This window comes from Porphyromonas sp. KLE 1280, from assembly GCF_000700805.1.
GTDB lineage: Bacteria > Bacteroidota > Bacteroidia > Bacteroidales > Porphyromonadaceae > Porphyromonas > Porphyromonas pasteri.
This window is the reverse complement of sequence record NZ_KL362963.1, coordinates 213,552-227,635: the sequence shown is the minus strand read 5'-3', so window position 1 is coordinate 227,635 and position 14,084 is coordinate 213,552. Positions and strand designations below refer to the sequence as shown.

11 protein-coding genes are annotated in these 14,084 nt (G+C 56.0%); all 11 read right to left on the bottom strand.

The genetic code is table 11. The features are described 5' to 3' along the window. Nucleotides 1–170 precede the first annotated feature (170 nt). The 11 genes from HMPREF1121_RS04630 to HMPREF1121_RS08660 all read right to left on the bottom strand — a co-directional run bounded on the left by HMPREF1121_RS04630 (nucleotide 171) and on the right by HMPREF1121_RS08660 (nucleotide 14,080). On the bottom strand, nucleotides 171–854 hold the full coding sequence (locus HMPREF1121_RS04630) for an RloB family protein (RefSeq protein WP_044114980.1): 684 nt from the start codon (nucleotides 852–854) through the stop codon (nucleotides 171–173). Nucleotides 855–857: 3 nt separating this feature from the next. Beyond that, the gene (locus HMPREF1121_RS04625; protein ID WP_044114979.1) at nucleotides 858–2,126 is read right to left on the bottom strand and encodes an AAA family ATPase; all 1,269 of its coding nucleotides are present in this window, start codon (nucleotides 2,124–2,126) and stop codon (nucleotides 858–860) included. Nucleotides 2,127–2,258: 132 nt separating this feature from the next. Then, nucleotides 2,259–3,251 (bottom strand): DUF4852 domain-containing protein, encoded by a 993-nt coding sequence (locus HMPREF1121_RS04620; protein WP_044114978.1) that lies wholly within the window; start codon nucleotides 3,249–3,251, stop codon nucleotides 2,259–2,261. 63 nt (nucleotides 3,252–3,314) lie between these two features. Next, nucleotides 3,315–3,941 carry an HU family DNA-binding protein gene (locus tag HMPREF1121_RS04615; RefSeq protein WP_044114977.1) on the bottom strand — a complete coding sequence of 209 codons (627 nt, stop codon included), beginning with the start codon at nucleotides 3,939–3,941 and terminating at the stop codon, nucleotides 3,315–3,317. Between the two features lie 407 nt (nucleotides 3,942–4,348). Next, nucleotides 4,349–6,925: an alpha-glucan family phosphorylase gene (gene glgP / locus HMPREF1121_RS04610; RefSeq protein ID WP_044114976.1), complete on the bottom strand. Its 2,577-nt coding sequence runs from the start codon at nucleotides 6,923–6,925 to the stop codon at nucleotides 4,349–4,351. 157 nt (nucleotides 6,926–7,082) lie between these two features. After that, nucleotides 7,083–8,558 carry a CCA tRNA nucleotidyltransferase gene (locus tag HMPREF1121_RS04605; protein WP_044114975.1) on the bottom strand — a complete coding sequence of 492 codons (1,476 nt, stop codon included), beginning with the start codon at nucleotides 8,556–8,558 and terminating at the stop codon, nucleotides 7,083–7,085. A 157-nt stretch (nucleotides 8,559–8,715) separates the two neighbouring features. Further along, on the bottom strand, nucleotides 8,716–9,303 hold the full coding sequence (locus HMPREF1121_RS04600) for a sugar O-acetyltransferase (RefSeq protein WP_044114973.1): 588 nt from the start codon (nucleotides 9,301–9,303) through the stop codon (nucleotides 8,716–8,718). A 100-nt stretch (nucleotides 9,304–9,403) separates the two neighbouring features. Further along, a complete protein-coding gene (gene dtd, locus HMPREF1121_RS04595) occupies nucleotides 9,404–9,859 on the bottom strand; it encodes a D-aminoacyl-tRNA deacylase (protein ID WP_044114972.1) in 456 nt (151 codons plus the stop codon). 13 nt (nucleotides 9,860–9,872) lie between these two features. Then, nucleotides 9,873–11,696: an excinuclease ABC subunit UvrC gene (uvrC, locus tag HMPREF1121_RS04590; protein WP_044114970.1), complete on the bottom strand. Its 1,824-nt coding sequence runs from the start codon at nucleotides 11,694–11,696 to the stop codon at nucleotides 9,873–9,875. Nucleotides 11,697–12,349: 653 nt separating this feature from the next. Continuing rightward, nucleotides 12,350–13,192, bottom strand: a complete 843-nt coding sequence (locus tag HMPREF1121_RS04585) for a GLPGLI family protein (protein WP_044114968.1) — start codon at nucleotides 13,190–13,192, stop codon at nucleotides 12,350–12,352. A gap of 33 nt (nucleotides 13,193–13,225) precedes the next feature. Next, a complete protein-coding gene (locus HMPREF1121_RS08660; RefSeq protein ID WP_052353598.1) occupies nucleotides 13,226–14,080 on the bottom strand; it encodes a GLPGLI family protein in 855 nt (284 codons plus the stop codon). Between the last annotated feature and the right edge of the window lie 4 nt (nucleotides 14,081–14,084).

Below are 14,084 nucleotides of genomic sequence, written 5' to 3'. Positions count from 1 at the left end.
CAGCGTACTTATATAAAGCGGGTAAGTCGGCTCCTCCCGTGAGGTGTAAAAGCTCAAAGGGGCGCAGTGTAACTATGCACTGCGCCCCTTCTACTTATTTCCGTTGAGGTGCGCTACACTTAAAAGGTTAGATACATAAGCCCTCTTTGTGTAGGTCGGTCTTGTGGGATTTACTTTTTCTGTAGGATCTTCTTGCGTTCTTCTGGATCAGTGATCTCTCTGATCAGCCGATCTACATGCGTACAGGGATTGTGACTACTGTAGTCGGTGTCTTGGTAGGTGTTTCGGAGCTTCTCAGCATACTTTATGGCTTGACCTTGATCTCCATGCTCAGCGAGGATGGAGTGCATGGAGGAGTTACCCTTATCGTACCTAAAGCTGGGCTTGTACTTCTGTATTTCTGCCTCAAGGGCTTTTGTACACTTATCCCGAGGAATAGCAGTGTGATGATATCTGAAGTGAAGGAGATACCAGAGCTCGAAGCTCTCATTTGACCAGGCAACATCAAATCCTGCGTCTGTTGCCTCCTTAATAGCTCTATTGAAATCGGAGAAGTCATCCTTATCAAAGACGAGCCAGCAGCGGTCAAAGGATATTTGTCTTCTGCTCTTGATACTTTTAGCTTCTTGTAGAAGGCGACTTGTGCTCATTCCACAGCCTTCGACTACAGAGTCTTTAGATATACCTACCACTTCACTCCCTGAGCAGGCTGCTTGCACCTCCTTGATGAGAGCTTTGAAGTAGTCTGTGGACGACTTCGTATCCTCAGACACGATAAGGAAACGAATTGCGATCTCACGTGTGTCAATACTACGCTCCCGAGGGAATCTCTGAGAGTGATTATTCCTTCCCATACCTTATCGCTGCACTTTTATACGGGGTATTGCTCCGTAGCGTCCATTCACATACTGCTCTGTGATGTCCATAGATGGATCAAAGTCTTTGAATTCGATGTGGGAGTACAATTCGGTAGCTTCAACGGGGCTCTTCTCGGTAAACCAGATCTCGTCTCGACGTACGTAGTCTAAATGGAGCTGGTTGGTATCGTGTGTAGTGAAGACCAATTGAGCTCCATGCTGATTGATCTTAGGACAAGTGAAGAGCTGGATAATAGCTCTTGTTAGCAGAGGATGGAGCTTGGCATCTAGCTCATCAATCACAAGGAGTCTACCGCTTGATAGAGTTATAAAGATAAGACCTAGAAGCTCTGTAATCTTCTGTGTTCCTTCAGATTCGTTGTGCTCTATACTGAAGACCTCTTTCCCTACAATGTCTCCATCCTTATTGTACCTGTTATGTGTAGATTCGATTTTTAGGGATGCTGTATTAAATATACTTCTGAGATATTCGGGGAATTCATCGGGTTCCTCCGTTATAGATAGATCCTTGATTCGTGTGTCTATATCGGAAAGGAACGTTAGTGCCATCTGCACATACTTATCTACCTCGTCCTCTACCGTATCTCCCTTTTCCTTAAAAAGGTTGGATGTTAATGTTAGATATTGCTTTGTCTTCAAAGCTGTGGCAAAGGTACTTCTATTGAACCAAAAGATAATCTCTTTCGATTGTACCCCATTCAGCTGTGCTATGAGTGAGAGGAAGAGTCGGTTATTATTTAGTGTGTCCTCCTTTCCTTTTCCTTCAGGAAATTCCTTTTCGTTAATTTGTATCTTCCCTCCAGTTCTGACAAAGAGTTCAATTTCGTTGGTATCCTCCTTTTGCCGGTAAAGCCACTCTTCGGAGATGAGCTTACCAGAGAACGAGAAGCCATAGCGATAGTGTAGCTCCACGTTATATCCAGTATCAACAATGAATTCAGCCTCGAACTCCGTATCATTATTCCGAGATTCCTCATCTAAGAGGAATGGCTCATACTCATCCAGAGTATCGTCTGGGTTGAGACGAACAGAATTAAGTACCATCTGTCGCATCGTACCAAAGGCTCGAAGGATATTGCTCTTTCCGCTGGCATTGGCTCCAAAGATGAGAGCCACAGGAAGGATGGAGATACCGTCTTTGCTGTGAATCAGGGATTCTTCGTGGGGGAGGCTATCTACAGCCAGCATACTGAATACCTGACGCTCTTTGATGGATCTATAGTTGGTTACTGCAAAGTTGAGGAGCATAGTCTTTGTTTCTTTCGGCTGAGTACATCTGCTTATTCTATTGCAAAGATACGATAAGCCCTTTATTTACTTCTTCCAATCGCGAGGAGAACAAGTCTCGGGGCTATAGCTTTTACGGGGATGATGGTACGCTTACTCCGCCTTACCTGAGCCTATGTGGTAGTAGGCGCAGTGGGGGAATTCGTAGGCATCGAGGCCAAGGTAATCTACCTCCATCTTATAGAGACGGCTACCATCTTCTTCGTACTTCTGCCCAGGGGCTATACGAATATATGCCCTTATATAGAAGGTCTGCAGATCCAATCCCAGTGTATTCTTGTGCTTCTCAAAGCTCTCTGCGCGGTCCGCGGGGACACTGATGAAGGGAACTTTCTTCTTATATGTGAGGAAGGGGGTGATTGGGAGATCTCCCTTTGTGGAGAGGAAGGGTAGTGCATATCCCAGCCGATCATCCCAAGGATATCCTGAGCGAGTGAAGTCATATCCCTTGGTATGGAGCTTATGTCGCACATAATAGACTCGGTTCAGATCAAACTTCTCGACGGCTGCTTTCAGCTTCTCCAGTAAGGTTGCTCGCTGTCTCTGATACTCGAAGGGGTTGCTTGTCGCATCCGCCAGCTGCTCTGTGCTTCCCATATATTCGGCGTATACCTTGATGGCTTGATCCGTGTAGGTTAGGCAACCAGCCTTGATAAGTGCGGGTATATAGTCCTCTTGGAGTAGCTCTACAGCTTCAGGATAGAGTGTCTTGTGCTCTATGGGGGCCGTTATAATTTCCCCCTTTTGTATGGCATGCTCGGGATAAACTATGAGGCTATCCTTTGGGAATTGTGGCAGGCTTAGGAAATATATGATCTGTGGTTGACCGATGGGATCTCCGAAGAAGTCCTTCTCTGCTGGGATGATGCGCTTCTGGAGCTTGCCTTTTGCGAAGGCGGGGATCTTCATATCCCCCTTACTCCAAGCCATAGTTTGGTACCCTTCGCCCGGCTCATACGGCAGGCCGATGGTGAGGCTATCGCCGAGATGGAAGGTGTGTCCATTGATGGTGGCGATGGGCTCTTGGGCAGCAATGGAGCCCGCGCCAAACAGGAGGAATAGGATGAAATAGAGGTGGTTACGCATGTTAAAAATCCTGTATTTATGTGAGTTTACACTGGGAGATGATGTCCTTTCTCGGGGGTAAAGTTACTCGTTTTCTGAAGAGTCGGGTAGGCGATAGGTCGAGTGCGAAGCGATGCCCTTTCGTGCGATATGACCTGCTGTGACAAAGGTTTTTAGCTCTGAAGAGGCGGCCGTCGGGGAGAGCCCCGTGAGCTTCACGTATTCGCTACGTGCGAGGACGTGGTGGGTGCGTAGATAGCTGAGGAGCTGGCTAAGGCGCCGCTCACGTCCCTCTTGAGGGCGTGTGTAGCTGCGATGTGGAGCGCGCTGGAGCCTGCAGGCCCTACGGGTGCGTTGCACGAGCCTGCAGTCAGCATGGAAGCGCACATCGGCGAGCTCCAGGCTGGCGGCATTGCGCGTCGCGGTCTCTTCGCCTTCGGGGGGAGACACCTCCTTGCGGTAGCCGAGCTTGGGGCGGAAGATCCCTACGCCATTGATATGTACGATATAGCCCTCTGCAAGCCTCTTAGCGAGCTCTTCGCCGAGGAGCTGGAGTACGCCTTCAATTTCGGCGCGTGAGAAGGTACAGCCCTCGGCCATACGCTCGGAGAGATCCTCGGTGCTGAGTCGTCCTTCGCTGATCAGGCGAGGGTGCTGGCTGGGATGCTTCCCAAGGCCTTGAGGAACTTGCCTCATTGTGTACTTTGCCATCGTCGTGTCGTGTATTGGATTACTTGTCTTACTGATAGGAGAAGCTCTCTGCTCTTCCTGAGGCAAAAGTACGGTGGGGCGGAAAGAAAGGGCAGCACCTTTAGTGCTATTTGGTCGGCTATGTGCGTAGTCCTGTCATCTACGTGCCTAAGTCCAAAGATCCACGCACGTGGACGATAAGACTACCGACGTGGACGGAGCTTATCTCCCGCTGCTTCGCAAGAAGCGCACCGCTGGGGTAGGGGAGTACTTGTATTGGGTGGGGATTGTCCCTCAAGAAGGGGTAGCTTGCTCCCCGTAGATGTGCGGGGCGTAGTGAGCTACAAGAGCCGCATATATACGACACGTCCCGACAGTCAGATGACTGCCGGGACGTGCTGTATAAAGTGATGGGGTAGGGGAGACCCTTACTGAAGGGCTACCCAGCGCACGAGTGCGAAGTCCATACGATGTGGGAGCTCGGGGTGCGAAGGCAGGATACGCAGAGCGCGCTTGTAGTGCCCAGGACGAGCCTGCTTGAAGCGGAGCTCGTAGACCTCACGTGAGCCATTGCGCTCGACGAGTGTCAGGGCAGTCTTCGCTACGAAGCGGAGGCTACCCTGAGCGTCTTCGCGTGCGTCGACGAGCTCGACCTCGAGATCCGAGGTGAGTGCACCCTTGTCGAGGACAAGGCGTACCGTCTCTTCGTCGCCTGTGTGGCGCTCGTTGGACATGTATGCTGCGCTCTCGGACCCGTCGACAGAGACGACCTGCATGCTATCCCAAGCCTCGGCGGTAGCGCGCTTCCACTCGGTGAGTTCGCGGGCGATACGGTTCGAGTCAGCGTGCAGGCGAGCTGAGCGCTCGGCAAGCTTCGTGTAGAAGCGCTCGTAGTAATCGTCCATCATGCGGCGCATAGTGTAGTGAGGAGCGATGAAGTTCATCGAGTTCTTCATCGTCTGTACCCAACCATCGGAGTAGGGCTTGCCGTCGCGCTGGAAGTAGAGGGGTACGATCTCCTTCTCGAGAAGGTCGTAGATCGTCGTGGCGTCGAGCTTGTCCTGCAGCGACTGATCAGCAAAGGTGCGCTTGTCGGTGAGCGCCCAACCAGCACCCTTGCGGTAGCCTTCGTACCACCATCCGTCGAGGACGGAGAGATTGAGGACACCATTCATCTCGGCCTTTTCGCCCGAGGTCCCCGAGGCTTCGAGAGGACGAGTAGGGGTATTCATCCAGATATCTACGCCAGCGATGAGCTTGCTGGCAAGGCGCATATCGTAGTTCTCGAGGAAGATGATCTTCCCGAGGAACTGGGGCAGGCGGCTGATCTCGAGGATGTGCTTGATGAGGCCCTGACCACCACCATCGGCAGGGTGTGCCTTACCTGTGAAGAGGAACTGTACGGGGTACTTGGGGTTATTGACGATACGCTCCAGACGCTCGAGGTCGGTGAAGAGGAGGTGCGCACGCTTGTAGGTAGCGAAGCGACGACCGAAGCCGATGATCAGAGCGTTGGGGTTGATACCTTCGAGGACGGATACCGTCGTCTCGGGGTTGCCGCTGTTGCGGATCCACTTCTCGCCGTAGAAGGTGCGGATATGCTCGATGAGACGGAGCTTGATAGTCTGGTGCGTCTCCCAGATGGTCTCGTTGGGGAGCTGCTGGATCTTCGCCCAGGTAGCTTCCTCGGTCTGCTTCTTGAGGAAGTCCTTGCCGAAGTGCTTCGTGTAGAGCTCCTGCCACTCGGCGGAGGCCCACGTAGGCAGATGGACGCCGTTGGTGACGTAGCCGACGTGCAGCTCTTCGGGGAAGAAGCCCTTCCATACGGGGGCGAACATCTCCTGCGAGACGCGGCCGTGCAGCAGGCTCACACCGTTGGCTTCCTGACAGGTATTCAGTGCGAAGACGCTCATAGAGAACTTCTCGTTGCTCTCGGGATTCTCACGACCGAGGCTGATGAAGTCGTGCCAAGAGATGCCGAGACGCCCAGGGATGTGGCCGAGGTACTTGCCGAGGAGCTCCTCGTCGAAGTAGTCGTGACCAGCGGGGACGGGCGTGTGGCAGGTGTAGATCGAGGAGGCGCGGACGAGCTCAAGAGCTTCGTCGAAGGGAAGACCTTCACCCTCGACGTAGTCCAGGAGGCGCTGTACGCTCATGAAGGCTGCGTGACCTTCGTTCATGTGGTAGACGTCCTTCGAGATGCCGAGGCGGTTGAGGAGGAGCACACCACCGATACCGAGGAGGTACTCCTGCTTCATGCGGTTCTCCCAGTCACCGCCATAGAGCTGGTGCGTGATGGGGCGATCCCATTCGCTATTCTGTGGGATGTCGGTGTCGAGGAGGTAGAGACTGATACGGCCGACGTTGACCTTCCAGATGTGGCTGTATACAGTGTGACCAGCATAGGGCACCTCGAGGATGAGGGGCGTCTGTCCATCCTCTTCGAAGATCTGCTCAATGGGAAGCTGAGTGAAGTCCTGAGCTTCGTAGTTCGCCTGCTGCTGGCCTTCGGGGCTGAGGCTCTGGGTGAAGTAGCCGTAGCGATAGAGGAAGCCGACGGCGGTGAGGCGGACGTTGCTGTCGCTGGCCTCCTTGAGGTAGTCACCAGCGAGGACGCCAAGACCGCCGGAATAGATCTTGAGGATATTCGTCAGACCGTACTCCATGCTGAAGTAGGCCACGGAGGGGCGTACTGCATCTGCAGGCTCGTTCATATAGGCCTGGAAGTCGGCATAGACTTCGTCCAGCTGCGCCATGAAGTCCTTGTCAGCGACGAGGGCTGCCATCTCCTCAGCGGAGAGCAGGCGAGTGAGCGTGATAGGATTGCCTTCGGTCGACTCCCAGAGTTCGGGAGAGATGCGGCGGAAGAGATTCTGTGCCTTGGGGGTCCATACCCACCAGAGGTTGTGCGCGATCTCGTCGAGTCTACGCAGCTCAGCGGGCAGCTGGGCATAAGCATAGATGTTCGTCCAGACGGGATCGTTGGCGCGCTTTGTTACGATCATAAATATATTCCTTCTTCTAAGCAATCGAGACAGTCGGTCGACTATCATTTTTTTAAACGCTGCAAAGGTACTGATAATAAACCACTGCCCCTTACTTTACGACAAGATCATAAAGTAACGGGCAGTGGTATCTCTGTGAGGTGGGGTAGGGGAGCGCCTATTTCTTCGCAGGGGTGAGCCCGAGGGCGGCTGCTTCGCGGAGCATAAATTCGTAGGCGGGCTCGTATTCATTGGGGATCGTGCCGTCGAGGATAGCGTCCTTGATAGCATCCTTGATGAGCCCGACCTCGCGGCAAGGCGTGAGGGCGAAGGTGTCCATGATGAGCTGCCCCGAGATGGGCGGCTGGAAGTTGCGGATGCGATCCTTCTCCTCGATGTCGACGAGCTTCTGACGAACGACCTTATAGTTGTCGAGGTACTTGCGTACGCGCTGGGGGTTCTTGCTCGTGATGTCGGCTTCGACGAGGAGCATGAGGTCGTCGATATCGTCTCCCGCCTCGAAGAGCAGACGGCGCACAGCGGAGTCCGTCACGCCCTCATCGACGAGGGTGGCGGGGCGCATGTGCAGGTCGACGAGCTTCTCCACGTAGTGCATCTTGTGATCAAGCGGAAGGCGGAGGCGGCGGAAGATCTTCGACACCATCTTCATACCGATGAAGTTGTGGTTGTGGAAGGTCCAGCCGAGGCGCTGGTCAAAGCGCTTGGTGCGGGGCTTCCCGATGTCGTGTAGGAGTGCTGCCCAGAGGAGCCAGAGATTCATCTCGTGCCCAGGGCGGGCGGTGGAGAGTGCCTTGGCCATATTGTCCACGACCTTGTAGGTGTGGGTGAGGTTATCCTTGTGGCCGATGCCGTCACGCGTCTCGGCGCCCTTGAGCTCGAGGAGCTCGGGGAAGACGAGCTTCATCAGACCGGTCTTCTCGAAGAGCTCGAGGCCGATGGATGGGCGAGGGGAGAGGAGGATCTTATTGAACTCCGTGGCGATGCGCTCGGCGGAGATGATCTCGATGCGTCCTGCATTTCGCCCGATAGCAGCGAAGGTGTCGGGGTCGATGAAGAAGCCGAGCTGCGAGGCGAAGCGTATGGCACGCATCATACGCAGCGGGTCATCGCTGAAGGTGATGTCGGGATCGAGTGGCGTGCGCAGGGTGAGCGCCTCCATATCGTGCAGGCCGTCGAAGGGGTCGACGAGCTGACCGAAGCGGTCGGCATTCAGGCAGATGGCCAGAGCATTGACCGTGAAGTCACGGCGCTCCTGATCTTCCTCCAGCGTGCCGTCCTCGACGAAGGGCTTACGACTGTCGGGTGTGTAGCTCTCGCGACGAGCGCCTACGAACTCGATCTCCAGGTCGCCCTGCTTGACCTGTGCCGTGCCGAAGCGAGCGAAGACTGATATGTGTGCACCACGCCCGAGGCGCCCCGCTACCGCCTGCGCCAGGTCGATGCCGCGCCCGATGGAGACGACGTCGATATCCTTCGAGGGGCGGTAGAGGAGGAGGTCTCGCACATAGCCCCCGACGATGTAGGCGTCTACACCGAGTTCGTCCGCGGCTTCGCCGATGAGGTGAAAGAGGGGTGTGTCTACCTTGTCGTAGATCTCATCTTCCTTTTCGTAGAGCAAGTCTTCGCTGAGCATCCTTTCTTAGTTGGGTTTCTTCGGCTGCAAAGATACGGGTTTCTTGCGTGGGGCGTGCGGTCACCCACGCTTTGCGAAAGAAAACATCGGGTGTGTTTCCACGTGGAACTGCACCCGATGTCCTCTCGCGCTTCGTGCGCGTACGTATTATATATGCTTAGGGCTCGATGTCGTGGAGTACGCGATCGGCATCGGTGATCTCGCGAAGAGGGCGGCAAGGATTGCCGATGGCGATGACGCCTGCGGGAATGTTGCGTGTGACGACGCTGCCTGCTCCGATCACGGCGCCCTCACCGATGGTGACACCACCGAGGATCGTTACCGAGCCGCCGATCCACACGTTGTCACCGATCTTCACGGGCTTGCCTTGCTCGTAGCCTGTGTTGCGCTCCTCGGCGAGTAGCGGATGGGTTGAGGTGTAGATGCTGACGTTCGGGCCGATGAAGACGTGGCGGCCGATGTCGATACGCCCCGCATCAAGCGCGGTGAAGTTACTGTTGACGAAGCTGAAGTCTCCGATGTGGACGTTCGATCCGTAGTCGAAGAAGATGGGTGGTACGAAGTGGCAGCGCTCGCCCATCGTACCGAGGAGCGAGTGGGTGATCTCGCCGGCTTCTTTGTGTTGGTCGGGGTGTAGGGTATTGTATCGCTGGATGAGGTCTTGTGCTCGTAGTCGCTCCTCGTGGATCTCGGCATCGATGGCGCAGAAATATAGTCCTGCTTGACGTCGCTCTCTCTGGGTCATGGCGTGTGTGGCTTGGTGTAGTGGTGTGGGCGGAGAGAACGAGTGTTCCACGTGGAACACACCTCTGTTTTCTTCGCTTTCCTGCGGTGCGCTTCGCTGTTTACTCGCGTGCCTTGCTGTCGATCCAGATGGTCACGGGGCCGTCGTTCGTTAGAGATACCTGCATATCGGCGCCGAAGCGACCCGTACCTATGGTGCGTCCGAGTCGCTCCTCAAGGGCGAGGACGACCTCGTCGTAGAGGGGTTTGGCGACCTCGGGGCGGGCGGCACGGATGTAGGACGGGCGGTTGCCTTTCTTTGTCTCGGCCATGAGGGTGAACTGCGATACGGCGATGATGTCTCCGCCGACGTCGAGGATGCTGCGGTTCATCACCCCGTCTTCGTCGTCGAAGATACGCAGCTGTGTGGCCTTCTTCACGAGGTGCTCGATGTCCTCTGCGGTGTCTTCGGGGGAGATGCCGATGAGGATGAGCATGCCGAGGCCATGGCTCTCGGCGACAGCTATTCCGTCGATGTGGACGGCTGCGGAGCGGGTGCGTTGGATGAGGAAGCGCATGGATATGAGTGGGTTATCCTTCGGGGTGGAAGGCGGTGTAGATGATGCGGGCCTTGGCGGGGCCGATGACGGCGGTGAGGTCATCGAGGCTCGCGGAGGCGATGGCTTGCACGCTGCGGAAGGCCGTGAGGAGTTCGTCCTTCGTCTTCGGGCCGATGCCCTTGATGTAGTCGAGGCGCGAGGAGAGCTGGCTCTTACTGCGTTTGTCGCGGTGGAAGGTGATGGCGAAGCGGTGCACCTCCGCCTGGATCTGCTCGAGGAGACGGAAGGTCGGGCTGTGGTGGCGCACGGGGATCTCGTCGAGGGTGTCCGCGCCGAAGAGGAGCCCTGCCGTGCGGTGGCGATCGTCCTTCACCAGCCCCGCTACGGGGATGGCGAGGCCCAGCTCAGCGAGGGCTTCGCGTATGGCGCCTATCTGCCCCTTACCTCCATCGGCGAGGATGAGGTCGGGGAGACCTTCGCCTCCTGCCTCTTCGCTCAGGCGGCGGTAGCGGCGCGTGACGACTTCTCGCATGGAGGCGTAGTCGTCGGGTCCTTCGACCGAACGGATGTTGAACTTCCTGTAGTCCTTCTTCGACGGGCGCCCACGCTTGAAGACGACACAGGCGGCTACGGGGTCGGAGCCTTGGATATTCGAGTTGTCGAAGCACTCGATATGTAGGGGGAGCTTGTCCAGATGTAGGAGGTCCTTCAGCTCGGTGACGATCTGCATCAGGCGCTGGTCGGGGTTGAGCCGCTCGGCACGCTTGTACTTGTCGACCTTGTACTGGCGGACGTTGCGCTCGGAGAGCTCGAGGAGCTTCTTCTTGTCGCCACGCTGGGGGATGGTGATCGTCACGCTGGCATCGTCCTGCCACCCGGGGTCGAAGGGCAGGATCAACTCCTTGGCGCGTGAGGCGAAGCGCTGGCGTAGCTCGGTGATGGCGCTGGCGAAGAGCTCTTCGCGCGTCTCGCCCTCGATGAGGCTACGGTACTCGATGGTATAGACCTGCGTGACCATCCCTTGGGTGAGGTGCATGAAGTTCACGTAGGTCGCGCCGTCTTCGTCCTCGTCGAAGCTGAAGACGTCGACGTTGTGGATGTGGTGCGGGGCGACGGTGTGCTTGACCTGATAGTTCTCGAGGTACTGAAGGCGCTCCTTGTAGATCTGCGCTTCCTCGAAGCGAAGCTCCTCGCTGAGGCGAAGCATCTCCTCGCGATAGAGGTCGATGACGTCACGGAGGTTCCCACGCAGGAGGCTCGTGATCTCGCGGATGTTGTGCGCGTAGTCCTCGGCGGTCTGGTAGCCGACACAGGGCGCCTTGCACTTCTTCATGTGGTACTCGAGGCAGACCTTGTACTTGCCCTGGGCGATCTTGTGCGGGGAGAGGTCAAGGTCGCAGGTGCGGATAGGGTAGAGGTCGCGCACCATGGCTACGGCGGCGTGTGCCATACCGACGTTGGGGTACGGGCCGAAGCGCACCGAGCCATCGTGGGCGGGGCGGCGCTCGACGCGGACGCGGGGGAAGGGCTCATGGCGGATGACGACCTCAGGATAGGTCTTGTCGTCCTTGAGAAGGATGTTGTAGCGGGGCTGATGCTCCTTGATGAGGGAATTCTCGAGGATAAGGGCCTCAGCTTCGGAGCCCACGACGACGTACTCGATACCGCGGATCTGGCGCACCAGAAGGCGGGTCTTCGAGCTGGGTACGTCGCGCTGGAAGTAGCTACTGACGCGACGACGCAGGTTCTTCGCCTTCCCGACGTAGATGATCGTGCCCTCCTGGCCGATGTACTTGTAGCAGCCGGGGGCTTCGGGGAGCGTAGGGAGGATCTTGCGTATTTCGTCGAGCGTCATCGTGTCTTATCTGAGGGAGGTGGGGCACAGTCGCCTCTATTACAACAAAGATAAGGGAAAGATGGTGCGCTCCCGCTCCCGTACGAGCCGTCGGCTCGCAAAGCGCCTAAAGGCGGGACTTCTTCGCTATCAAAGTTAGCCCTTTCGGCGGGGAGTATGGTGGGGGCGCTATGGGAGGGAAGGATGTGGGCTTGCGGATGGGGGGGGTATGAACCTATATTGGTCGGCGGGTTGACCTATATAGGTCGTCATCGCGACCTATATAGCTTCGTCGTCGGACCAATATAGGTCAGCCCTCCGACCTATATAGGTTGATTTATCGCCCTGTAGTAGGGCGGTGGCGCAAGCGATGTCTATCATAGATAGAGCTATAGCGAAAAGCTTCCACGACAAGAAGGGGAGGGGGTATGCGAACCAGTACTGGTCGCCGACGTGACCAGTACTGGTAACTGATATCAACCCATACTGCTTCGCGCTGCGACCAGTACTGGTCAGACGAGTGACCAGTACTGGTTACTTTTCCTCCTTGTGCAGGTGTGTGGTATGGGGCTGTAGTACAGTGCGTTGTGGTATGTTCGCTCGTAGTGCCTTTTCTCTGCTGAGAAAAAGAAATCTCCCCGAGGTGGGGTTGTCGGCTTGGTGTGAGGTGGAGGCTACTCCAGCTCGATGGGATTGAAGGGGATCGTCCAAGAGAGTGTTTCGGCAGCCGTCAGGAACTTCCCCTGCGCATCCCGTGGATGTACCCGCTGGCCATTGGCCTCAAAGGTCTGAATCGGATGCTTGTGTAGCCGCTGATAGTAGTCTCTGAACTGTGCGCGACTGACCGACTTCACCAAGCGAATCTTCCACTCCACGATGTCCGCACTACGCTGACATAGGGCGTCGAGTACGAAGTGATGCGTTCCATCCATGCTGTGCAGCTCGAGGATCAGCCCAGGGAGGCCGCCAAAGAAGTTCGGGCCAGCGGAGATCGGGATGCTGGGAGTAAACCAAGCTTCGTAGCTTCTCCCGCGGAACTGACACGTGGCACGCTGTGCCTCGTAGCCAGAGATGACCTTCTTCGCACCCGTCAGCGTCCATGAGAACGTCGGGGTGTCGGTGTACTTCAGCGTGGGGCCTGAGAGAGGCGTCCTGTAGTAGACCTGCGTCGTGCCATTGGTCAGATCGCGGTAGTAGCAGAAGGGAGACAGACCGTCTTCGGGGATCAGCATCGGGCCATATTTATTGGCATCATGAGTAAGAGCAGAGTCTGCCTGCCAGAGTCTGTAGCTGTAGGACTTGACAAGCGCCTTGCCCAGCTCCACGCGGATGATGTCTTCTCGGAAGTCTTTACTCTCGGCAGGTGTCTTGTGGCGGTAGGTGTAGTCCACGAAGTACTCGGACTTCCCGAGGATCTTCCCTGCTTGCAGGCGCATCGGTATAGCAGGGAACTGTGCGAGCAGGCCGAGGGGGCTGATGCTCACGAAGGTGAGTAAGAGGAGAAAGAGGTTTCGCATAAGGCAGTCTGATATGATGTGTTATCCCATCAGCTACTCCAGCTCGATGGGGTTGTAGTAGAAGGTCGGGTTTTTGATTTGGATGCCTGCGCCAGGGAAAGATGTCGTGAGCGTCTGCACGATATCGGCATGCATGCGCCTACATAGATCACGGACTTTGCTCCGATCTGTGCGCTTGTAGTTGTCTTTATACTTGACGATGGGCAAGGCCTTGGGGAGCTGTGATACACTTGTTGCCTCGAAGATGTACTCCCTCTTGGCATCGTAAGCCTCCAAGATCAGGCCAGGAGCGCCACCCAAGAGCCACGGGCCATTAGAGATGGGGATATCCGTCGCTACCCAAGCGGTATAGTCACGGCCTCGGAAGCGTGCCGTAGCCTTCTGACATGAATAGCCGAGTACGTCCTTGCGCTCATCGGTGAGTGTCCATGACTGGGGGTGTAGCTCATCAGAGTAGATGAAGGTATATCGGTAGGAGTAGACGAAGAGCCTAAAGGTAAGCTCGCTATAGGGCTTGGTGCCGCTCAGGTACTTATAGACCTCCATACCTCCCATTCCCCGCGCCTCGATACCAGGTCCAGCCTCTTGGCTCTCTGCTGCGATAAGCTCCTGCTGGTTGTCCAGGACGCAGACGTGTCCGAACTTCGAGATCTTCCGCCCGACGAGGAGGTACATCTCGTTCGTCACTTTGTCGTGCTTCTTCGGATCGAGGAGGCAGGTCGTCTTGTAGTCAATGCGATAGTTCGCTGAGTCCAGGACGGTGTATTTCCTGATATCGAAGGGGTGTATACTGCCGATAGGGCTCTGAGCTCGGGAGGAGAGGCTTAGTCCGAGGCTCAGTAATAGTGCATAGAGCGCTATTGACTTCATAGAGATGGTGTCCTTCATACGT